This is a genomic window from Rhodopirellula sp. SH410 (genome assembly GCF_055811895.1).
In genome coordinates this window covers 4755305-4778635 of sequence record NZ_CM147949.1, presented here as the reverse complement: position 1 = coordinate 4778635, position 23331 = coordinate 4755305, and the positions used below count along the sequence as shown (strand labels likewise).

16 protein-coding genes are annotated in these 23331 nt (G+C 57.8%); 11 read left to right on the top strand and 5 right to left on the bottom strand.

The features are described 5' to 3' along the window. Positions 1-15 precede the first annotated feature (15 nt). The 3 genes from SH410x_RS17505 to SH410x_RS17495 all read left to right on the top strand — a co-directional run bounded on the left by SH410x_RS17505 (position 16) and on the right by SH410x_RS17495 (position 5027). Positions 16-495: a GtrA family protein gene (locus SH410x_RS17505; RefSeq protein WP_473669356.1), complete on the top strand. Its 480-nt coding sequence runs from the start codon at positions 16-18 to the stop codon at positions 493-495. Between the two features lie 215 nt (positions 496-710). After that, positions 711-3575, top strand: coding sequence for a DUF1553 domain-containing protein (locus tag SH410x_RS17500; protein ID WP_473669354.1), 2865 nt, complete (start codon positions 711-713; stop codon positions 3573-3575). A 9-nt stretch (positions 3576-3584) separates the two neighbouring features. Further along, a complete protein-coding gene (locus tag SH410x_RS17495; RefSeq protein ID WP_473669352.1) occupies positions 3585-5027 on the top strand; it encodes a DUF1501 domain-containing protein in 1443 nt (480 codons plus the stop codon). A 151-nt stretch (positions 5028-5178) separates the two neighbouring features. On the opposite strand, the gene SH410x_RS17490 is transcribed toward SH410x_RS17495, so the two are convergent. The 3 genes from SH410x_RS17490 to SH410x_RS17480 all read right to left on the bottom strand — a co-directional run bounded on the left by SH410x_RS17490 (position 5179) and on the right by SH410x_RS17480 (position 10351). Next, a complete protein-coding gene (locus SH410x_RS17490; RefSeq protein WP_473669350.1) occupies positions 5179-8271 on the bottom strand; it encodes an efflux RND transporter permease subunit in 3093 nt (1030 codons plus the stop codon). A 4-nt stretch (positions 8272-8275) separates the two neighbouring features. Continuing rightward, the gene (locus SH410x_RS17485; protein WP_473669348.1) at positions 8276-9736 is read right to left on the bottom strand and encodes an efflux RND transporter periplasmic adaptor subunit; all 1461 of its coding nucleotides are present in this window, start codon (positions 9734-9736) and stop codon (positions 8276-8278) included. 78 nt (positions 9737-9814) lie between these two features. Then, positions 9815-10351: a hypothetical protein gene (locus SH410x_RS17480; protein WP_473669346.1), complete on the bottom strand. Its 537-nt coding sequence runs from the start codon at positions 10349-10351 to the stop codon at positions 9815-9817. Positions 10352-10512: 161 nt separating this feature from the next. Here SH410x_RS17480 and SH410x_RS17475 point away from each other — a divergent pair, with 161 nt between their 5' ends. From SH410x_RS17475 to SH410x_RS17465, 3 genes are read left to right on the top strand one after another with little or no spacing between them, the layout of a single operon-like run. Beyond that, positions 10513-11991, top strand: coding sequence for a Gfo/Idh/MocA family protein (locus SH410x_RS17475; RefSeq protein WP_473669344.1), 1479 nt, complete (start codon positions 10513-10515; stop codon positions 11989-11991). A 47-nt stretch (positions 11992-12038) separates the two neighbouring features. Beyond that, the gene (nrfH, locus tag SH410x_RS17470) at positions 12039-12560 is read left to right on the top strand and encodes a cytochrome c nitrite reductase small subunit (protein WP_473669342.1); all 522 of its coding nucleotides are present in this window, start codon (positions 12039-12041) and stop codon (positions 12558-12560) included. A 48-nt stretch (positions 12561-12608) separates the two neighbouring features. Next, on the top strand, positions 12609-14153 hold the full coding sequence (locus SH410x_RS17465; RefSeq protein WP_473669340.1) for an ammonia-forming cytochrome c nitrite reductase subunit c552: 1545 nt from the start codon (positions 12609-12611) through the stop codon (positions 14151-14153). Positions 14154-14371: 218 nt separating this feature from the next. On the opposite strand, the gene ric is transcribed toward SH410x_RS17465, so the two are convergent. Beyond that, positions 14372-15100: an iron-sulfur cluster repair di-iron protein gene (ric, locus tag SH410x_RS17460; RefSeq protein ID WP_473669338.1), complete on the bottom strand. Its 729-nt coding sequence runs from the start codon at positions 15098-15100 to the stop codon at positions 14372-14374. 972 nt (positions 15101-16072) lie between these two features. Then, positions 16073-17713, bottom strand: coding sequence for an SHD1 domain-containing protein (locus tag SH410x_RS17455; RefSeq protein ID WP_473669336.1), 1641 nt, complete (start codon positions 17711-17713; stop codon positions 16073-16075). Positions 17714-18038: 325 nt separating this feature from the next. Here SH410x_RS17455 and SH410x_RS17450 point away from each other — a divergent pair, with 325 nt between their 5' ends. From SH410x_RS17450 to SH410x_RS17430, 5 genes are all read left to right on the top strand, one after another. Continuing rightward, positions 18039-19826 carry a sensor histidine kinase gene (locus SH410x_RS17450; RefSeq protein ID WP_473669333.1) on the top strand — a complete coding sequence of 596 codons (1788 nt, stop codon included), beginning with the start codon at positions 18039-18041 and terminating at the stop codon, positions 19824-19826. A gap of 111 nt (positions 19827-19937) precedes the next feature. Beyond that, positions 19938-20681 (top strand): hypothetical protein, encoded by a 744-nt coding sequence (locus tag SH410x_RS17445; RefSeq protein WP_473669331.1) that lies wholly within the window; start codon positions 19938-19940, stop codon positions 20679-20681. Positions 20682-20864: 183 nt separating this feature from the next. Further along, positions 20865-21053 (top strand): hypothetical protein, encoded by a 189-nt coding sequence (locus tag SH410x_RS17440; protein WP_473669329.1) that lies wholly within the window; start codon positions 20865-20867, stop codon positions 21051-21053. Beyond that, positions 21013-21354 carry a hypothetical protein gene (locus SH410x_RS17435; protein ID WP_473669327.1) on the top strand — a complete coding sequence of 114 codons (342 nt, stop codon included), beginning with the start codon at positions 21013-21015 and terminating at the stop codon, positions 21352-21354. Before SH410x_RS17440 ends, SH410x_RS17435 begins: the two co-directional genes overlap by 41 nt. 136 nt (positions 21355-21490) lie before the next feature. After that, positions 21491-23107, top strand: a complete 1617-nt coding sequence (locus SH410x_RS17430) for a transposase (RefSeq protein ID WP_473669183.1) — start codon at positions 21491-21493, stop codon at positions 23105-23107. Positions 23108-23331 lie beyond the last annotated feature (224 nt).

The following is a 23331-nucleotide window of genomic DNA, read 5'->3' as shown; positions in this document are numbered from 1 at the left end:
ATTACAGAGGACATCATGAATGTTGCTGAAGACGGATCGCTAGCGTCACCGCTTCCGTTCGCTACGGCAGTCGCTGGACTGAAACGATGGCAGTGGGTCCGCTACGGTATCGCCGGTGGCCTATCCGCGGCGGTGGACTTGAGCGTGTTCTATTTGCTCGCGAGCTGCGTCCTGCCTTGCCTGGACTCCGCCATGGGCGACGAGGTCCGCGCCTACCGGTTTGTTGTCAACAAAACCACCGCATTTGTATTGGCCAATGGCTTCAGCTATTGGTTAAGCGCACGCTGGGTATTCACGCCCGGACGACACTCGCGGTTTACCGAAATCACGCTCTTCTTCGTCATCTCGACACTGAGCTATCTTTTCGGCGCCCAGCTCGGTCGATGGTTGATCAGCGATTTCGCACTCGCCACGGAACTCGCCGCGGTGGTTTGCATTGGTGCCGCGACGGTCATGAACTTTGTCATGCGAAAACTCATTGTCTTCCGAGATTGATCCTACGTCAGGCGGCGAAGGCGTGTCGGTGGGGCGGATGGGCATTCAGAGTGCCGCATTTTTGCATTGGGTTGATTGATGCAGTATGCTGTTTCGATTGCCAGCAGCTCGAGCGGCCGTTTGAATACGTCGTCGCGTACCTGTCCTGGTCAATTGAGAGCCACCACTGCTCTACATGGAGCAGCCCGCCCCCGCTTTCGTCACGTTGCTGAAAGATGCATGCCTCCCTCAAAACCATTGTCGCATCCTGTGCGTTTTTCGCGTTTGTGAATCACGCCCATGGACGCGTGTTCGGCCAAGCTGACGGGCCATCGGCCGCCGCTGAACGAGCCACCAGACTTGACTTTTTCGAAGCGAAGATTCGCCCGGTACTCATCGAGCACTGTGCGGAATGCCACGCGGCGGACACGGAGGCGAGCGGCGGGTTATTGCTGGACTCGCGTGAAGGTTGGCAGCGGGGAGGCGATACCGGAGCATCGGTGGTGATCGGCGACCCGGATCGAAGTTTGCTGATACAAGCGATCCGTTATGAAGACCCTCACCTGCAGATGCCTCCTGACGGAAAATTGGCCTCGGACATCATTCAAGATTTCTCCGACTGGATCCGTGACGGTGCAGAGGACCCACGGGAGGCCGTGGGAGCGGGGATCCCGCCGACAACGGCGTTGAAGATTGCGGACGCTCAGGATCACTGGGCCTATCAGGCGATTCGTGATGTCGACGTGCCTGAGGGTGAGGGGGCGTCGGTCATCGACCGATTGATCAATCGGAAGTTGAACGCTGCGAATCTGAAATCGGTTCCTGCCGCGAGCCAGGAGGTGCTGGTGCGTCGACTCTATTTCGATCTGACGGGTCTACCACCTGAGACAGACGATCGAGTCGACAATGAGCAGTACGATGAGGTGGTCGATCGATTGCTGGATTCGCCTCACTTTGGCGAGCATATTGCCCGCAAGTGGATGGATGTTACTCGTTATGCGGAGTCTATCACGCTGCGTGGGTTTGTGTTGCCGGAGGCTTGGCGATACCGGGATTACCTGGTGAGAGCCTTCGCAGAGGATCGCCCCTTCGATCAGATGATTCGCGAACAGGTTGCCGGTGATTTGCTGCAGAGCGGAGACTTAACGCAGCGACAGATGCAATTGGTCGCGACGGGGTTCTTAACGACGGGCAATACGAACCTGGAGCAACAGGACAAGGCACAGCTGGAGATGGATTATATCGATGAGCAGTTAGAAGTCATCGGCCGTGCATTTCTCGGCCAAACGATTGGCTGCGCGCGATGCCATGATCACAAGTTCGATCCGATTCCGACTCGCGACTACTACGCGCTGGCGGGAATCATGAGTTCCGCCGTCGCGTTGAAGCATTCCAACGTGTCGCAGTGGATAGAGCAGGATTTGCCGTTATCAGAAACCGAGACCGCCTATTTTGACCAGCTGGCGACCCGCCTCGAAGAAATAAATCGACAGCTCACGGCGGCGAAGAAAGACGGGAAAGGTCGATCCGTTGCGAAGCAGCGAAGCATCGCCGTCAGCGAACTGGCGGGAGTCGTTGTCGATAGTCACGACGCGACCCTGGTGGGCGAGTGGACCGAGTCGGTATACGCGGGGCGTTTCGTTGGTCCCAACTACCTGCACGACAGCGCGGTGGGCCGCGGCGAAAAGTCAGCGACGTTCGAGCCACCGCCGCTACCGCCGGGCGAGTATGTGGTGCGGGTAGCCTACTCGGCTAGCTCGAACCGGGCCAGCAACGCGTTGATTGGTGTGTTGAGTGCCGACGGAGAATCGAAGCTGCGAATCAACCAACGGAAAGCTCCTCCTGAGGACGACGTATGGCTCTCCTTGGGCACCTATCGATTCGAGAAGGATGGGCAGGCGGTTGTCCTGGTGAGCAACGATTCCGCCGATGGACACGTGATCGCCGACGCCGTCCAGTTCTTGCCCGTGGAAGCCGTAGCGGCCGGGACGCTAGCGGTCGGCAGTGCGAAGAAGCAGAGCGAATTGTCGGCCGAACAGCTCGCCGAGGCGCGGGCCCAAGAAAAAATCAATGAGTTGGGGCGTGAGAAAGCCCGGTTGGGAGCGGAGCTGAAGAAACGCCCTCGCTACCTGACGCTGACCGAGACGAAACCACCCCAGGACATTGCCATTCATCTTCGCGGCGACGTCCATCACTTGGGCGAGGTTGTGCCACGCGGCGTGTTGAGCGCCCTCGGCGAGAGCCCGTCGATTTCGCCACAGTCCAGCGGTCGACTCGAACTCGCCCACTGGCTGAGCTCGGCGCGTAATCCCTTGACTGCCCGAGTCTACGCGAATCGAGTTTGGAGCTGGTTGATGGGGCGGGGCATTGTCTCAACGGTCAATAACTTTGGCACGACCGGCACCCATCCGACGCATCCCGAACTGCTGGACTGGTTAGCGTCTGAGTTGATTCGCAGCGGCTGGTCAACGAAACATTTAGTCCGCACGATTGTGCGTTCGGATGCCTATCGCCGGCAGATCCGCGCACCGGACGCCACGCAGGAACGCATCGACCCAGCGAACACGCTGTATTGGTGCGGGCAGACACGGCGATTGTCGGCTGAGCAACTACGCGATGCGATGTTGACGGTCAGCGGCGAGTTGGACAGAACCCCTGGCGGCTCGTCAATTCGTCCGGGAACCAACGCGGATTATAATTACCAACACCGTTCGACGCGCCGGAGTCTCTACCAGCCCGTGTTTCGGAACTCGTTACCCGAACTCTTTGAAGCGTTTGATTTTGCAGACCCGAGCGTTTCCGTTGGCCAGCGTTCACGAAGTACGGTGGCAACGCAGGCGCTCGTGTTGATGAATCACCCTTGGGTCGTTGCCCGGGCCTCTGCGGCGGCCGACCGTTTTCGCAAACGAACCGATCTGCAGGATCATCAGGCGTTGATCGAAGCACTCTACCGAGACTGTTTCTATCGCGTACCAACGCGAGATGAAGTGGCCGCGTGTGCTGAATTTTGGCAGAGTGCGGCGGCCACGAAAGATGATGATCGAATGACCATCCTGGTCCACGCAATGTTCGCCTCGCTTGATTTTCGTTATCTCGAATAGGAAACCACCATGGATCTTCCCAATGTTGGCCGTCGACAGATGCTGCAGCACACCGCCTGCGGATTCGGGGCACTGGCGGCGCAGGCGCTGTTAGCGGACACGTCGACAACAGGCTCGTCGCCGGGGGGCTCGTCGCCGGCGGGACAGCTCGCACCAACGCCACACCATCCCCCCCGAGCCAAACGGATCATCTTTCTATTCATGCAGGGCGGCGTCAGCCAGGTGGATTCGTTTGACTACAAACCGCTACTGGCTCAACGCGATGGTGAACGGCTTACCTTTGACGACTCGCGGCAGTTGGCGAAGACCGGGCGGCCGACCGAACATCGGTTGATGCCCTCGCCCTGGGAGTTTCACCGCTACGGCGAATCCGGACGCTGGGCGTCGGACCTGTTCCCGCGAATGTCCGAACATATTGATGAGATGTGCATGATGCACGCGATGCACACGGACGGCGTCGCTCACGGGCCCGCCACGTTGTTCTTGCACTGCGGTTCGACCAACTTCATCCGCCCTTCATTCGGCTCATGGCTGATGTATGGTTTGGGTAGCGAAAACCAAAACCTGCCTGGTTATGTCTCGATCGCTCCTTCGGTCGGTAACGGCGGAGCGAGGAACTACGGCAGCGCCTTTCTGCCGCCGCAATTCCAGGGCACTGCACTGGGCAATGCAGGCGGCAGCGGTCCCTTGTCCATTGATAGCTTGACTCGCGCAGACCTCCCGATGGGGAAGCAGCGAGAGCAATACGAACTCCTGCAACAGCTAAACTCGCTGCAGTTGCAACGACGCAGCCATGACGATGCTGAATTAGAAGCGGCGATTGAGTCTCACGAGTTGGCGTGGAGGATGCAGGGTGTGGCGCCAGAGGTGCTGGACTTCTCAACAGAATCCGCGCAGACCCACGAGATGTATGGCCTGAACAATCCCCGCATGAAACGCTACGGAGAGCGTTGCCTGTTGGCTCGCCGGCTGTGTGAAGCGGGCGTGCGGTTCGTTCAAGTCAATTATGGCGACAACTCCGCCAACCCGGCTTGGGACCAACACTCCAATTTGCCCAAGCACGCCGATCATGCGCAGGCCGTCGACCAGCCCATTGCCGCGTTACTCCAGGATCTCAAGCAGCGAGGTTTACTGGAGGACACCATCGTTTGGTGGGGCAGTGAATTTGGACGAACGCCTTATGCACAGAACAACGGCACCGGGCGGGATCACAATCCGCGTGGATTTACCGTCTGGCTGGCCGGAGGAGGGTTTGAACGCGGATACACCCACGGCGCGACGGATGAATTTGGCTTTCAGGGGATCGAAGGACGCGTCCACATGCACGATCTACACGCAACGCTCCTGCACCAACTCGGACTCGACCACAAGCGTTTAACGTTCCAACATGCCGGTCGAAATTTCCGCTTGACGGACGTTCACGGACGCATCGTCCATGAGATCATTGCCTGAGCAATTGCGCAGAGCAATCCCGTCAGGCAGCCACGCTCGGCAAGAGCGTCGGCACCGGACGGCCCTCCGCATGATTGCCAGCCCAGCCACCCTCTGACGACGGTGGTGACTCGTCATGCCCGCCGCTGCGATGCTCTCCGGTTCATCGCGCCTACGCCGGTTCCGTCTCCGTCTCCGATGGCACCTTGTCCGTGGCAAACCAGGGATAGATCGCTGGGATCACCACACAGGTCAGGAGGGTACTGGTAATCAAACCTCCGATCACCACGGTGGCCAGGGGACGCTGCATCTCAGCCCCATCGCTCGTCGACAACGCCATCGGCAAAAACCCGAGGCTGGCCACCATCGCCGTCATGAGAACGGGACGCAGCCGATCGTCGGCGGCTCTCAATGCCGAGGTCCGAGCATCAACGCCGCTCGTGCGATGGTGCTCGGCGTCACTGACCCAAACCAATCCGTTGAGTACGGCGACACCGAACAAAGCGATGAACCCGACTCCAGCGGCGATGCTGAAGGGCATCTCCCGGAGCATCAGGGCGAACACTCCGCCGCTCGCAGCGATCGGAACACAGAGGAAGATCAGCGAGGCCAAGCGAGCGGACCGCAATGACGTATGCAGCAAGAGGAAGATGACCAACAGAACGATGGGCGTGATGATCAGCAGCCGCCGGCTGGCCGACTGCAAATTCTCGAAGTCGCCCCCCCAGCGAAGTTCATAGTTGGCGGGCAAGAGAACCTCTCTGGCCACCAATGCTTGGGCATCAATGACAAAGGAAGCCACATCGCGTCCCCGAACGTTTGCGGAAACAAACGTTCGTCGCCGACCGTCTTCGTGCTCGACCGAAGGCGGCGTTTGCTCCAGGACAATCGTCGCGACTTCATGCAGCGGGACGGGTTTGCCGCCAGCTCGGGCGACGGGCAATTGTTCCAATTGCTTGACATCCGTTCGCCATGACTGCGGCAACCTCACCTGGATCGGAAACCGTGAGCGACCTTCGAGAACTTCCCCGACGGGCCTGCCGCCGAGTGCTGCGACCACATCCATGACCTGCGAAGCGTCAATGCCGTACTGGGCAAGGGACTTTCGATTCGGTTCGACGGTGAGTGTCGCGAGCGTGGACTGGACGTCGGCTTTGACGTCGGCGGCACCGGGAACACGCCGCAGAACAGCCTCGATTTGTTTCGATTTGGCGGCCAATATCTCCAAGGAGTCTCCGTAGAGCAACACGGCGACGTCGGCCTTCACGCCAGCAACGAGTTCATCGACTCGCATTTCAATCGGTTGCGTGAACCCGAATGCGACTCCGGGGACGGTATCGGTGAGTCGCTGTTGGATCTCACCGATCAGCTCCTCACGATCTTTCGCGACCGGCCATTGCGCGGGCGGGTGCAGCATGACCCACACGTCGCTTTGATGGACCCCCATCACATCGTTGGCGATTTCGGGCCGGCCGGTCTTCGTGAACACGGTTTTGACTTCTGGCAGCGCCAGCAGTTCGGATTCGATTGTTTGGGCCATCTGTTCGGCGCCTTCGAGCGTCGCACTCGGCAACCGCACGGCTTCGACCAACAAGTCACCTTCATTTAAACGCGGCATGAACTCAGCGCCCAAGTTGCGAGCGACTGGGATACTGATGGCGAACACGCAGGCCGCCACCACGGCCGTGGCCAGGGGCGCCGCCACGGCGCGGCGAACCAGCGGGAGATACACTTTCTTCAACATGCGAATCGGCCACAAGTCGTGGTCATGTGGATCCTTGGGCAGCGTGAGCGATGCCAATGCGGGCATCAGCGTCATCGACAGGATGAAGGAACCAAACAGGGCAAAAAGAACGGTCAGTGCCATCGGCCGAAACATCTTTCCCTCGGTGCCTTCGAGCAACAGAACCGGGACGTAGACAACCGCAATGATGAGTTCGCCAAACATGGTCGGACCGCGAACCTCGATCGACGCATCGCGGATGACGGCCAGGCGACTCTTGCCTTCGTGATTTTGCGACAGACGCCGAACGCAATTTTCGACCATGATGACAGAGGAATCCACAATCAATCCAAAGTCGATTGCCCCCAGGCTCATCAGGCTGGCGGAGATTCCAAACAGCAGCATCAGGTTGGAGGCAAACAGCATCGACAACGGGATGGCCAGGGCCACAATGATGCCTGCACGCAAACTACCGAGCGTGACCAACAGGACGATCGCCACCAACGCACCGCCCTCGAGCAGATTCTTAATGACCGTGTGCAGTGTCCGGTCGATCAACGCCTCCCGGTCATAGATGACCTCGATCTCGACATCGTCAGGCAGGGTACGTTGAACTTCGTCGAGGCGTGCTTTGACGCGGTTGACGACCTCACGAGAATTCTCGCCGATGCGCATCATCGCCATGCCTGTGACCGCTTCGCCGCGGCCGTCGCGACTGACCGCTCCCTGACGCGGCATGGGGGCGATCGAAACGTCAGCCACATCCGACAGCAGGAGTGGCGAACCGTTCTCGCTGCGACGGATCACGATATTACGCAGATCGTCAACACCTTTTAGAAGCGCCTCACCGCGAATGAACCGTTGCTCGTCATGGTGAATCACATAACCGCCACCCGCGTTCGCATTGGCCGCTTCGATGCACGCGTAGAGTTCCGCGAGCGTGAGGTCCTGGTACATCAGTTCGTCAGGATTCGGTCTGACTTCGAACGTTTTGTAGAATCCACCCATGACATTCACTTCGGCGACGCCATCGACCTCTCGCAGCCGAGGTGAAATCTCCCAGTCCAGCAGCGTCCGCAGTTCCATGGGCGAACGAGTTTCGCTGCGAACTTCGAACTGGAGAATCTCTCCGAGCGCCGTCGTCATCGGGCCGAGTTCCGGTGGCCCATATCCTGCGGGCAAGCTGGCCGTCGCCCCCGGCAGACGCTGGTTCACCTGCTGGTTGGCAAAGTACACGTCGGTGCCTTCGGTGAAGACAATCGTGATCACGGACAGGCCAAATTTGGAAATGCTGCGTACTTCCTCCACGTTGGGCAGCCCTCCCATCGCCCATTCAATCGGGTAGGTGACTTGACGCTCGACTTCGACCGGTGGCAGTGATCCTGCGGCCGTGATGACGGTGACCTGCGTGTTGGTCAAATCAGGCACCGCATCGATCGGCAATAATAGGGCGCTGCGGACGCCCAAGCCGGCCACCAGGAAGGCCGCTACGATGACTAAGAAACGATTCGCGAGCGAATATTCAATGAGTTTTTTTAACATTCAATCACTCCTCCCCGCCGAGCAGTAATTCGCTCTTGAGCAGGAACGCTCCCGTGACAACGATGGACTCGCCCACGTCGAGTCCACTGCGAATCTCGACAAGCTCGTCATTGGCTTGTCCCAATTCGACCGTCTGCGCCAGGAAACCATCATCGCGTTGCACGAACACGGCCGGTTCGCCGTCGAGATCGACCACGGCGGCTCCTGGAACCGCGATCACGTTGTCGAGTGTTGAGGTCGGCACGGCGACGCGTGCGAACAAGCCGGGGCGATACCGGCCAGCGGCATTGCTGATTTCGGCGACCAGGGGCAGGGCTCCCGACGCCGGATCGACTTCGCGGCCCAGGTAGTACACCGTCGCAACGCTCGGGGGCCCATTCACCGAAGGCGTCGAAACCATCACGGTATCTCCTGGCGAAACCTCGGCCGCATCCCAGTCTCGGCTGCGGATGTCCGCTTCGACCCACAGGGTGGAGGTGTCGGCGATCACAAATAATTCGCTTTGCGCAGTGACGCGTTCGGTCGCTGAATACACTTTGCTCTCCACCGTCCCGGTCAGTGGCGAGCGAATAGTGAGTCTTGATAAATCGGGATCGTTCGGCGAAATATCCCGAGTGTCGGATTCATTCGCGGCTGCTCCCAACAGTGTAGAAAGGGACTGATTGGCGATCTGCAGATCGCGTTTTGCCGCTTCGACAGCCGCATCGGCGCTGTCCCGGGCTAGCTTCGATTGAAAGAGTGTCTGCTCCATGCTCGCGTCGAGTTCCGCCTTCGCCTGTTGCTGTGCGGTGCTGCGCTCTCGGATAATACGGCCACTGATTGCTCCACTGTCGGCGATGCTGCCCACCGAGTCGGCGATTCGAGCGGCGAGCTCAGACCGCCCGTACTGCATCAATAATTGTCCGCCGGCATCACCGAGAACTTGGTCCTGCAGCTTTTCGCGGATGGATGCGGGCGGCTCGCCCTGGCGAATCAACTGCGTCAGACGCTCGATCCCTCCATACAAGTCGGACTCCCACTGGAACGCCTTTTCTGCCAACTGCAATCGTGTTTGGCAATTCAAGATCCGGCTACGAGCATCGCCGAGAGTCGGGCTGCGAAGGGTGGCCAAGGGTTGACCGGCCTCGACCGCATCACCCGTCTTGACCAACACCGCTTCGAGCACCCCCTCGCTGGCCGACCGGACAGACACGTGCCGCGTGTCGTTGTACGCGAAACGTGCAGGCAGCGTCCGGAAAAGCTGCAACGATTGCCGCTGCACCAACTCGGTTTGGATTTGTGCGGCAGATCGCTTCGCATCCGTCAGACGAACAATCTTCGCGCTGATATGCGAGCGGATCTCCGCCGTGCTCTCAGGCAAATCAGGCGTTCCGCTCTGCGGGTCGGGCGAAGGTAGCAACAGCCAGGTGGCAAGCCCCATGGCTGCGAGCGCAGCGATAGCGCCAAGGATAACTCGGGGTTTCATCGGATAGGTTGTTCAAAAGAGTTTTCGTCGGGCTCGACCGGTAACACCGTCAAGCATCAAAACCAAACGAAACTCAACCTAGCACTGCATGACGCAAGAACACGCGCAGCGGGAAACCTGCACCGCATCCGCGGCGAGTCTGCACCGATCCAGCCGATCGGGTCGGTCATCGAACATTTCGATGTAGCAACTCGCAAACGAGACGAGACAAACCAGCTCAACGACTTGGCGGTGGGGAGCTGTGATCGTCGTGGCCGCGTCGTCGGCAAACGCGAGAAACGCATTTTCAGCGGGAGGAACTTCATCCTCGGATTCGCCCGCATCGCGGTATTGGGCGGGCAATACAAAATGCCAATGCGGTTCGTTGAGCGTCGGATCGTGGCATGTGGCATCACACGCCTCGACACCGGCTCCCAAATCGGCCCCCAACTGCAACGCAACATCATGTTGCCTCACCAAATGGCAGGCGAGCCCGCCGCGTGAATCGATCTCCTCATGACGGTGCATCTTCGGCACAGGCAGCGGCAGCATCGCAACACAAACGACCAGGATGAAACCCCGTTGCCATTGGGCAATCGTTTGGCGGCGATTCGGTAGGATGGATCCAAGCTGCATGGGAGAACGATAGGCATAGAACGTTGGGTACGCAAGGTATTCTATCCACCCCACCAAGCACTGTCCAGAATTATCCCGCTGCAAACCTTGCGCCCGCGACTGTGGTATATTGACCCGTTGCATTGAACACATATTTCCCACCGCATATGGAAGATCCACTCATGCCAATTCCCTCCCAAACGCCCGCCACTCGCCGTCAGTTCCTGAAGACAACCTCTGCCGTGGGCGGATCGTTTATCATCATGGGGACGAAGGCAACTGCAGGGATTAAGGGTGCCAACGATCGCGTTCGGATCGCGGTGGCGGGCCTGAATGGACGTGGCCAAAGTCACATTAGCGGTTGGTTGGGTGCCGATAACGTGGAAATCGCCTACGTGATCGATCCCGCTGCCAATGTGCTGCAGCGTCGTATGCAAGGGCTGGAAAAGAGATCCGAAGGCCCACTGACGACGAAGGGAGTGGCTGACTTTCGCGAGGCCCTCGACGACCAAAGCCTCGATGCAATCTCGGTTGCGACCCCGAATCACTGGCACTCACTCATCACCATCCAGGCTGCCCAAGCCGGCAAACACGTGTATGTCGAAAAGCCGATGAGTCACGATGTGGGTGAGGGGCGAGTCGCCGTTGAAGCGCAAAAGAAATATGGCGTCGTCGTGCAACACGGTACCCAACGCCGTAGCAGTGCGGGAATCGCCGGACTCCATGAAGCGTTGAAATCCGGCGAACTGCCACGACTGAAGATCGCCTATGGATATTGCTGCAAGCCCCGTGGCGGCATCGGTACCAAACCCACCGGGCCGCCCCCGGCTGAGCTGAACTGGGATCTGTGGAAGGGCCCCGCCGTCATCGATCAGTACCACGCCAACTATCACCCGTACAATTGGCACTGGTTTTGGGAAACCGGCAATGGCGATCTCAACAATCAGGGCACTCACCAACTCGACGTGGCACGATGGGCCATCGACGATGACCAAACGCACCCTGTTCGCGCAATGTCCATCGGTGGTCGATTCGAGTGGGACGATCAGGGAGAGACGCCCAACACGATGTTCTCATTCGCAGAGTATCCCAATGGTCAAATGGTGTTTTTCAACGTTCGCAATGTGAATTACAAGGGATACCAGAATCAGGTTTTCAACGAGTACTACCTCGAGGACGGCAGCGTCATCACCGGCGAGGGAAACTATCAGATTCTCCATCCCGGTGCGAAACGCCCAGAGAAATTGAAACTGGCGCAAGGCCACGTGACGCCGGGAGGGAACTGGAACTCGTTCATCTCAGCCGTTCGCGCCGGTGACCCGAACATGGCCAACGGGAATGCGCTGGACGCACACTACGGATGCGTCCTCGGGCACCTGATGAACAACTCCTACCGGCTCGGCGAGCCGATCCCATTCAATGCCGATGCTGGCAAAGTTTTCAAAAATGCAGACGCGGCACAGCACTTTGACAAGCTGCATACGATCATGCGCGATGGTGTTGGCATCTCAGAAAACAGCACCGAATACCAACTGGGCAAACAGCTGACATTCGATCCGACGACCGAACGGTTCACGGGAGATTTTGCGGACGAAGCGAACGCATTGATCAAAGACGCTGACAATCCAGGATTTGAAATCCCGGGTATTTCAGCGGTGTGAGACACCAGCTATAAAGAGCTCTCTCATCTCCTTTTCGGAAGTATTCCATGTCGGAAAATGAACCCATGGGGCATCAACCGAAACCCAGCTCGACGGTGGCCGAGACTGCGCCGCCGTTTCACCTCAGCAAATGGGCGATCTTGTTCTCCATTTGCGTTGGAATGCTGGTGGGAATGGGATTCTTCACCTTCGGCTACGGCAAAGGTGCGAGCTACATGAGCAATGACCCGAAAACGTGCATTAACTGTCACGTGATGCAGGGTCATATGGACTCATGGCAGCAGAGTTCCCATCATGCCGTCGCGGTGTGCAATGACTGCCACCTGCCGCACTATCTATTGGGCAAACTGGTGACGAAAGCCGACAATGGCTTCTTCCACTCGCTGGCCTTCACAATGGGCGACTTCAAGGATCCCATCCAGATCAAGCCGCGGAATAAGCGGGTGACGCAAAATGCCTGCATCTCCTGCCACAAAGACTTTGTTCACCCCCTGTTACCCGCTGTCGCCGGTCAAGACATGCAATCGTGCGTGCACTGCCATGCCGACGTTGGCCATGCCGCTCGGTAACTTCGCTCTTCGACACTCTCTCCTCCCTCTCACCAGTTATTGCGTCACATGAGTACAGAACAAAAACGTGGCTATGGATGGCTCGCTTTGTTGACAGGATTAGTTGCCCTGGCAACCGTGGGTGTCGCCTTGCTGTTGGTCAATATCTTTGAACGCAAACAGGAAGCACGTACGCCCTTCGTGAGAGTGGTCGAGGTGAACGAGGTCAGCACGGACCCCGCGCCATGGGGATTGAACTTTCCTCAACAATACGAGGATTACCTCAAAACGGTTGACGATGACTACACCGACTATGGTGGCAACCATGCGTTGCCTCCCAGTAAGCTGGCCGAGCATCCTTGGCTGAAACGATTGTTCGCCGGTTACGCATTCAGCATCGAATATCGGGAAGCTCGTGGGCATGCACACATGCTGACCGACCAAGAGGTCAGCCCCCGCGTGACGGAAGTTCAACAGGCCGGGGCGTGTTTGCATTGCCATACCTCAATTATCCCCACCTACCGGCGCATCGGGATGGAAGAAGCCGGTCTCGAGCCGACCGAGGCGATGTTGGCGGAATCGTTCAACCAAGACGCTGTGATGGCGGGATTCCAAGCCGTGAGCCAGCAGAATTATGAAGACGTTCATGCGGAACTGGAGAAGACACCCGATGGAGTTGTCCATGCCGAAGCCGGCGATCCGCACTTGGGCAATGTCCACCCCGTCGCCTGTATCGATTGTCACGACCCCGCGACGATGGCTATCCGTGTCACTCGCCCCGGTTTCATTCTCGGTATCGACAAACTGGCCAAGAGCGACGATCCCGTTCCACACCTGCCGAGCATTCAAAAGTGGCGTGATGATGGCGCAAAGGGAAATTACGATCCGAACGTGCACGCAACACGGCAAGAGCTTCGCTCGTTCGTATGCGGACAGTGCCACGTCGAGTACTACTGTGCCAACAAAATGACGCTCACCTACCCCTGGAGCAACGGTCTGAAAGTCGAAGATCTCGAACAAGAATGGGACGAAACCGAATTCCCCACCGACGCTGACGGCAAGGGCGGTGGCGAGTTCTACGATTACGTTCACAAGGAAACCGGCACGAAGGTCTACAAGGCCCAGCATCCTGAGTTTGAACTGTGGAGCCAGGGTATCCATGCCCGTTCAGGCGTTAGCTGCAGTGATTGCCACATGCCCTACGAAAAGGTCGGAGCCACCAAGGTTAGCAGCCACTGGGTGCGTAGCCCAATGACCAACATCAACAAAGCCTGCCAAACCTGCCACCATTTTCCGGAGCAAGAACTCAAAGATCGGGTGGATTTGATCCAAGATCGAACCCGTGCGCTCATCGAACGCGCCGCCGCTGCTTCCATGGAAATGTTCGATGCGATCATCGCCGCACAAGCTGCGGGCGCGACGGAGGAAGAATTGAAACCGATTCGGGATCTGCAACGCAAAGCCATGTGGCGACTCGACTATATCTCTAGCGAGAACAGCAAAGGGTTCCACGCCAGCCAAGAAGCTGCCCGTGTCCTCGCCGAATCAGTCGATTACGCGCGGCAAGCGATCGCGAAATGCTATCAGTTGCCGGGGTTAAAGACGGAGAAGTGAGGCGGGGATCATGGGTCCCCGCCAGTCATCGGCAAGCCATCTCGCCCCCCAAAAAAGGGGTCGGGTCTCGATGAAATGGGCGTTGAGCCCGATGATCCCCTCTGCTCGCTCGGGACATTGCCCCCGCGCGATCCATTCATCGACCGTTTCGTGCGGAGATCGCTCGGACGGGACAATGGTCCCATCCTACGTTTGAAAACCGCGTCACGCCCGTCGCTTCATCGAAGCGTTGCATGTGGGGTGCCTTCGATCTGCAACGCCTTGGGAAAGAGCACGTTGTTTTCCTTGTGGATGTGCTGGTGCAGGTCAGCCTCGAGTCGCTCGAGTAAATCGAGCATCGCACGGTAGGTATTGCATGCCCATTCCGGCGGAACGAACCCATCGGTGGCGTCGCGGAGGATGGCGAGTTCATCGCCGGCCTGATCATGCTCGTGTTCCATTTGGCGAATCGGATTGGCAACGCTACCGCAGTGCAACTCGGGTCGATCGGCAGACGCCTCGAGCTGGCGAATGATCGGAAAGAGGACCTGTTCCTCTTTGATCATATGGGGTTCGAGTTCGTTCTTGAGCGACACCAGCGCCTTGCGAACCACTGCCAATCGTGGTTCGTGCTCCCCGTGGACACGCGCGACCTTCTCAGTCATGAAATCCAATCGCGGCAATTCCTCGCGCAGGAAGGCGTGATGCGTCTGCTCGATATGATCGGCAAGCGCCGTCAGACTCATCGTATCGGCGTCAACGACGGCTTGGGCGCCGCATGTTGCATCCGACTCCTGCAGCTTTTTGAGTAGGTCATCCGGGGCAATCTGTTTCTTCGCGCAGACGTCCGCCAACGGAATCTTCCCGCCGCAGCAATAGTCAATCTTCATCGATTCAAAGAGGCGAGCGCGACTGGGGACGGCGCGGACGAGCTCGCCGACAGTGGATTGAAGGTTGATCGTTGGCATGGCAGTGGGGTCTCGCAGTAGAGGGACTGAAACGTCAGGGATCGCGGCAGGTCAGCTCGCCCAAGAAGACGAACCTCCTATCTACACCCAAAGGTACACAAACAAAACATACACGTCAAGGTGCACATTCAAGGGGAAGCGAGATGACTCCGTAAAGATGCCGAAGCCCATGGAATTTGACGGTGGGGCGGCGGACATTTTGACTTCGCCGAAAACTCTTCCACCGATCGCACGATTGCCTCGTCGCCCTCAACTCGAATTACGGGAATGCGAGGAAGGCGCAGCGTGCGGCTGTAAAGACGTGCCCTGTGAACCGGCACGGGATTGCCAACACACTCACACATCCGGCGGTGACCCTCTGTGGTGGCAGATGTGCGGTACGCCGCCTCGTGCAGAAACAGCCGTAATGTACTTCGTGTGATTCGCCCGTTCGCTTCGACATCGGAAGATCCGAAGCATGGGCGACACCCTGCCCGCCTAGGAAAAACGGTAGACTATCGGCTACCCCTTGAGCTCGACGCGCCAGTGCATCACGTGGCATTTCCTGTTGCCGATCACCGCGTTCCTCCCATGAGATGGCTTCTAATCTTCTACTGATTGGTCCCATTTTCGCCGAACAGCCCCAATTGCCGACGTGACCAAAAACGTACTGAAGCCGAAGACAGGAGCGACAGCGAACAAGAAGAACAAGCCAACAGCACCCGGTGTTCCACTATGAGCTTCCCCAGGACTGGGTGAGGGCAGTGTCATCACCGAATAAATCAAGTATAGACCATAAGTGCCGGGGACTATCGCACCAGCAACAAGTGAACACAGCTTCCCATGCGTTGACAAGTGACCCACCACATTTCAGGGCACAGAAATGGTGCCCCTCGTGATCTCGAATTGGCCTGTCGGCCCAACTAACAATCGGCTCAGCACTGCGAGCAGATAACTTGCTCGCAGTGCTGAGTGTCGGAGACTTTTCAAGTCTTACAGGCTGGGGGTAGCCATCACGAACAAAGCGACACGATGGGAAACCGACTGCACGTAGTCGCTGTCCTCATCGCTCAATCGGTTCTTAGGCACCGTGCAGGTTTTGCCATTGTTCTTGAGCAACTTGACATAATCGTCACCGATCTTGATCAAGCGACCTTCGGTCCGGAAACCGCCAGTGTTATCGACCCAAGTTCGCGGTTCGGTGTTCTCCAGCCCAACGAGCGTATCCACTGCCTGTGGTACGACAGCAGTTTCTTGCGGCGCGGGTTGTGTCTCGGCAGTAGCGACTGCAGCGGCTGAGTCGACCACCTCGGTATCGTCGCCCCAAAGTGAGAACAGATCATCCAAGGCACCCTCGTTGGCATCATCCGCGGGCGGCTCGCCGAACAAATCGTCCTGTGTTTCTGGCATGGCGGGTTCCGTCGCTTCGGGCTGAGCAGGCGGATTACCGAAGAGGTCGTCAATACCGTTGGGCGAATCGCTTGCGGGCGCCGCGTCGAGATCGAGTGGTTCACCAAAGAGATCGTCACCAGCAGCGTCGTCAGCGGGCATGGCGGGTTCAGGTGCGAAGGCATCGCCATCGCTACCAAACAAATCGTCGACGCTGTCCGCTTCCGCTGGCAGCGCGGGCATTTCCGCTGGTGCGGTGATCTCTTCGGCAGGTGCACCAAAGAGATCATCGATGGATTCTGACTCCACCGGTTCGGCTGCCGGGGGTAGGTCGCCGAGGGCGGGCTCAGTCATGTCCAGTTCATCGGGTCCGCCAAACAGGTCGTCGATCGCGGTATCCGCTGGCGGAGTAACGGGCTCAGGGACAACCGCTGGAGCTTCCGCTGGCAATTCCATTTCGGAACCCTCAGCACCACCAAACAGATCGTCGATCGCCGCATTGGAGTCCGTTTCCGGCAACAGTTCGGGCATCGGTTCGGGCTGAGGTATCGATTCGGGCTGAGCCGGTGGTTCGGGCTGGGCTGGTGGTTCGGGCTGGGCTTTCGGCTCAGGCTGTGCTGCTGGCTCGGGCTGGGCTGGTGGCTCGGGCTGGGCTTTCGGTTCAGGCTGGGCTGGTGGTTCCGGAGCCGCCTTCGGCTCGGCCGGAGCCTTCGGCTCGGGCGGAGCCTTCGGTTCGGGTGCTGGTGGATTCACAGCGGCGCTGTCACCGTCCGTTACGTCTGTCGCATCATCCTGATTCGTCGAGGCAGGATCCGTGGTGGACGTGGGGTTCTGGGCGTCTTCGTTTGATTCCGGCGTTTTATCGGTGTTTGCATCAGGCTCTGGCGCCGTGTGCTCAGCGTCCGTTGCCGGCTCAGCATCGACGTCCGAACCTGATTCTTGCAGAACGGTGTGCCCCCAGGCCGAAGCGTCTTCAGGCGACGACACGGCACCGACCATTTCGCCACCGCAGCACGGGTCAGGCTCGCAGCAGTTGATCACAGGAGGAGAATAAACGGGTTCGCCACAGCACAGGGGCTCGGCCGGTGGCTCACAGCAGATCGGTGCGGGGGCACAAACAGGATCGCCTGGAGAGCCGTACAGGTGACGGTGCAGCCAACCAGCGGCGGCAGGGCCGGTGCCTAGAAAGGTGGCCAACGTTACCACGAGGCTCCATCGCAGGGAGTGGCGAATTGAACGCTTCATCATTGTCTCGGAGGGTTTTACAGAGGTCAAAGCGGGGGGACAGATTCAGTTAATATCAGCCGCGTGGGCAATTTCTTCACAGTCTTCCGTGACAATACCCACGTAATCCTAGTTGTCAGCACGCGGCGAAACAAGCATTATTTTTGGTTGCGAATCATGCGGGCGACGGAGACCTTAGCGAGCTGGCAAAGTATCCCGATGACGGGAAAAGTAACTATTGGGAGGATTCGTCTCGTCACGGTGACAAGTTTCAGTCAAACTAGCAGTGCTGCCCTCGAAAATCGATTCGCACGTTCAGCCCATTCCCCTTGCACCAATTTTGCTGATGCTGCGGTTTTTCCAAAGCCTATTCGCCTCGATGAGCCTAGAACGCAAATGCTTGCTGTTCTTTGGCTCGGCGCTGGTCGTGTTGATGTGCGGCGCGTTTTGCGTCGTCTTGCTGTTAGCTGACCGATTCGTGCGGATGACGACGCAGCAACAGGCACGCGACGTGGCGGCCACCGAAATGATGCTGCTGCACGCCAGCGCGGCGTACCAGGACGGCGTGCCGCAGGAACGCCTGGAACGGGCACAACAGAAGGTCTCGCGGCTGCGATCGCAGCTGCTCAGCGAGGACATTGAATTTGACATTCTCGGGTTAGAAGACCCCCACCCCTTTGACAATCTGGCTGCGGCAACACCGCCGGGGTCACCTTCGGAGCGTCAACTTCTCGAAGAACTCGAGGTGATGTTTCGCGCCCGGATGGCAAGTCGATTGAGTGAGGACCAGCCGGGCCTCGGAAAACCCGTCAACCTCGCCGAAGACGCGGCGATGAGCCGGATCGGACCGGGCAATCGCCCCCTGTTCAAAGCCATCGGGCCGATCCAGGGCCGATACATCTACTACGAGCCCGTTTTTCTCACCCAAGACTGCATTGCCTGCCATACACCGACTGGCGCAGCAATCGCCTTATCGCCCGAAGTCGATCCAGAAACCCGGGCCGCCGAATTACCATTTCGGGTGAAGCGGGTGAGTATGCCCGATGAAAAGATTCTCAACGACACCAATCAAATTCGCGCCGCGGTGGTCGCGATGGCGATGTTAATCGTCGCGGTGACGCTATTCGTGCTACACGCGATCGTTCGCTACCTCGTTCTGCAGCCGCTGTTGCATTTGCGAGATGTCAGCGATGCGATCACACACGGCGACACCAACCAGCGTGCTGTGATCGATACCGAGGATGAGTTTCGCGAACTCGCCGACGCGTTCAATCGAATGCTCCGGCACCTCACGGAAACTCAAACGCAGCTCCAGAGTGTCAACCGTGAACTCGACGCCCGGGTCGACCAGTTCGCGCAGTTGAACCTGCAGCTCTACGAGGCCAACCGCTTAAAAACGGACTTCCTCGCCAACATGAGCCATGAGCTGCGCACGCCCCTGAACAGCATCATCGGGTTCTCTGAGGTGCTCCAGGGCATCGATTCGCTCGAAGACAAGCAGCGCCGCTACGCCACCAACATCCAGAAGAGTGGACGCCTGCTGCTGGAGATGATCAACGACATTCTCGACTTGGCAAAAGTCGAAGCGGGCAAGATGGAAGTGCGACGCAGCGAGTTCCAGATTTCGCGTCTGATCAGTGCTCAGTGCGACATGATCCAGTCACTCTCCGAAGACAAAAACATCTCCCTCTCGATGGATGTCCCCGATGAGTTGCCGAGCGCCTATCAGGACCCCAACAAGCTAGGCCAAATCATCAATAACCTGCTCAGCAACGCGATCAAATTCACGCCCGAAGGCGGGATGATCACGATCCGGGTGGTCGATCTGGGCGATGGTCGCTTCCGCATGTCCGTGATCGACACGGGTGTGGGGATTGCCGAGGAAGACCAACCGATCATCTTTGAGAAGTTTCGTCAGAGCAGGAAGGTGCTCGAGGGCGACGGGTTGACCCGCGAATTCGCCGGCACCGGGCTGGGACTTTCCATCGTCAAGGAGCTCTCGATCCTGCTCGGGGGCGAGATCGATTTTGAAAGCGAGCTCGGCCGGGGCAGTACGTTCTGGGTGACATTGCCCTATCGGCTCGGTGAGCAGGAATTCGAAGAATCCCCCGTCTCATTGGCAATCAGCCACTAGCTTGTAGCTTCGAGCAGCTCAAACCGGTTATGATGACCGTGAGAGCATTTCCAATTCGGCGCGTCCTGAATCCGGAACCTCTGATTCTTCTCTTTTTCCTGGATTCACGACATGAGTGATTACGGCATCTTCGGTGACGAATATTACGTCAACATGAACTTGTCCACCGAAATGGAACTGCCGCAAGGTCGTGAGTCGGTCTTGCACTATTTCGAACAGGTTCGCAAGCGATATCCGAACATGTCGAACTTCTATTGCCGCGAGAAGGACGAATTTGTCCTTGAGGAGGAAAAGGACAGCGGCGCCTACCGCTGGGTCTCAACCGAGCCGAAGCGGATTAGCAGTGGGATGGTGAATCCGGAGTCTTTCGCGGACGCCTGCGAGCAGCATCACGCGGTCCTGGAGATGGTTCCGTACGAATTGTCGATCAGCCCATTGGACTGTGAATCGCTCAGCGTCATGCTGGGGTTCGATTTCATCTGCAAAGGGAACCACAATGAGATCTTGCAGGATGCGATCGGCATCGCCCCTGGATTGGATAAATTCACCAATCTGCCCTACGGAAAAATTCTCTCCAACGAGCCCGCGATTCAGTTTTCTCTCGATGATGACTGCCGCACCCAATGCCGGATCAGTTTCGAAACTCGGACGACGGCGTTCCAAGTCCGCTCGGGAGAATTCCCGGAGGAACCCCTGAGTGTTTACCTGATGGTTCGCCGCTACGATTCGCTAGGCGTCGACGAGAATTTTGCCGCCGAGTTCGACCGTCTGGCGAGTCTTTGCCGCGATCTGGTCGATGAATACCTGATTGAATCGGTGCTACAACCGCTGCAGACCGCGATCGCGATCCGCTAAGGACATCAGAAACAATAAGTGACGGGTGTACCGTAGTGGATCTTGTTAAAGATCCTGATGCTGGATGGATCTTTAACAGACGCGCCCGACAAAAGTCTCATGCTACCAGCATCTTTCGTGGGCGAGATGCGTTGCCTTTTGCTGTGTGGATTTAGCTTTTTTCTTCGAGCGGTCGGTTAGTCAGTGAAAATCATCGAACTACCTACGCAGCAAAGACTTTTCGACCCGTTCGAGGGCGTTATCGGCCCCATGCGGGGAAAGATGATCGACAACGGATGGCAGGGCCTCCTTCGCGACGTGCTCTTAGAGCAGATGCCCATCGGCCTCGTCGGTGAGCATTTCAGTGACGATCAAGGACGACCAACCTTTTGAGTTGCACGCGATCATCGCGCTCCTTTGGATCCGTGACTTTCAAGGCTGGACGGTCCCCCAGACCCACGAAGCACTGCTGTTCCGAACCGACACCGACATCCAGTACGCACTGAACTTGGAGCCAAGCACCGAAGTCACTCAGCGAGCCATTGAACGCTACATCGCTCGAATGCAAAGCAACGAGAAGATCAGTGAGGAGATCTTCGCAGGCGTTACTGACACCCTGCTGCAAAGCATGGAAGTCAAAGCAAAAAACAGCGTCTCGATTCCACCCATGTGCTTAGAATACCAGGAACAATAAGTGACGGGTTTACCGTAGTGGATCTTGTTAAGACGCGCCCGACAAAAGTCTCATGCTACCAGCATCTTTCGTGGGCGAGATGCGTTACCTTTTGCTGTCTGGATTTAGCTTTTTTCTTCGAGTGGTCGGTTAGTCAGTGAAAACCATCGAACTACCTACGCAGCAAAGACTTTTCGACCCGTTCGAGGGCGTCATCGGCCCCATGGGGCGAAAGATGATCGACAACGGATGGCAGGGCCTCCTTCGCGACGTGCTCTTGGAGCAGATGCCCATCGGCCTCGTCGGTGAGCATCTCAGTGACGATCAAGGACGACCAACCTTTGAGTTGCACGCGATCATCGCGCTCCTTTGGATCCGTGACTTTCAAGGTTGGACTGTCCCCCAGGCCCACGAAGCACTGCTGTTCCGAACCGACATCCAGTACGCACTGAACCTGGAGCCAAGCACCGAAGTCACTCAGCGAACCATTGAACGCTACATCGCTCGAATGCAAAGCAACGAGAAGATCAGTGAGGAGATCTTCGCAGGCGTTACCGACACCCTGCTGCAAAGCATGGAAGTCAAAGTCAAAAAGCAGCGTCTCGATTCCACCCATGTGCTCAGCGACATGGCCACCCTGGGACGCGCCCAAATGATCGGCGTGGCCCTGCGGCGGTTCTTCAAGAAAGTCGAAAAGCACGACGCTCAGTCGGGTTCGGCTAGGCTGATCGACCGATTTGACGACGAGCTTTTGGCCCGCTACCGCAAGCAATCCGACAGCCGAATCTTTGGCGACGCACGCACTACCGAACAGCGGAAAATTGCGTTGCAGCAAGCCGCCGAAGACCTCTGCTTAATCCTCAATGAATTAACCGAAACCAAACCGATCTGCGACTGGGACTCCTTCAAACAACTGCAAACGATCTTTAACCAGCAGTGCGAACTTCGGGAAGAATTCGTCGAAGTTCGCAAGAAAACCGGCGGCCATGTGATCGTCAATCCGTCGGATCCCGACGCGACCTACAGCGGTCACAAAGGAGCCGGATACCAGGTTCAAATCGCCGAGACGTTCAACGAAGACGGCGAGCCGAACTTGATTACTTCGGCCAAAGTCGAAACCGCTGCGGACAACGACGCCGATGCGGTCTCGCCGGTGTTGGAGGACTTGAAAAAGCGGGACGCCATGCCAGACGAACTGCTGGCTGATACCGCTTACGGTGGCGACGCCAACGTCGAGTCGGCTAAGCAAGAAGGCGTCGAATTGGTCGCTCCGGTGCCAGGCTCGAAGAAGTACGATGCTGATGAAATCGGCTACGACCAATTCAAGCTCAACTGCGCCGGTGAACTGGAGTCTTGCCCGGCTGGTCACGCTCCCGAGTCGACCAACTACAACGCCAAAGGCGACTACACTTTCGCACAGATGGATCCCGAGAAGTGCCAGCACTGTCCGCTGCTTGCACACTGCCGCGTTCAACGCAATCGGGACACCGCGCAGCCGACCGGCCGCATTCAATTTACCGGCAGTGCGGTTCGAGCCGACGCGCGTCGTCGCCACGAGCAGAGCGACGAGTTCCGCGATCGCTACCGTTGGCGGTCGGGTATCGAAGGGACCAACGGTTGCCTCAAGCGAATGATGGGCTTGGGTCGGCTCCGCGTTCGCGGCCACAATGCGGTGAAGCTTTCGATCCTACTGAAGCTGGCCGGTTGGAATCTGCTTCGAGCGGTGGCAATGCGCCGCCAGCGAAAGAATTCGCTCCAATTGGCCATCAACTAGGAGGAACAGGGGCAATAGGCGACTAGGACGACGGTTCATGTAGAGCCTGCGACTCCTCGACAGTCAAACCAGGGCCTCCAGAGAGGCCCCGGCTAAAAAATTTTGCACCACCAAAAAAAGTCGCCCGCAGCAAAGCCACCTAATGTCGGTTCCGTCTGTTAAAGATCCAATTCGAACAGGATCTTTAACAAGATCCGCTACGGTAAACCCGTCACTTATTGTTC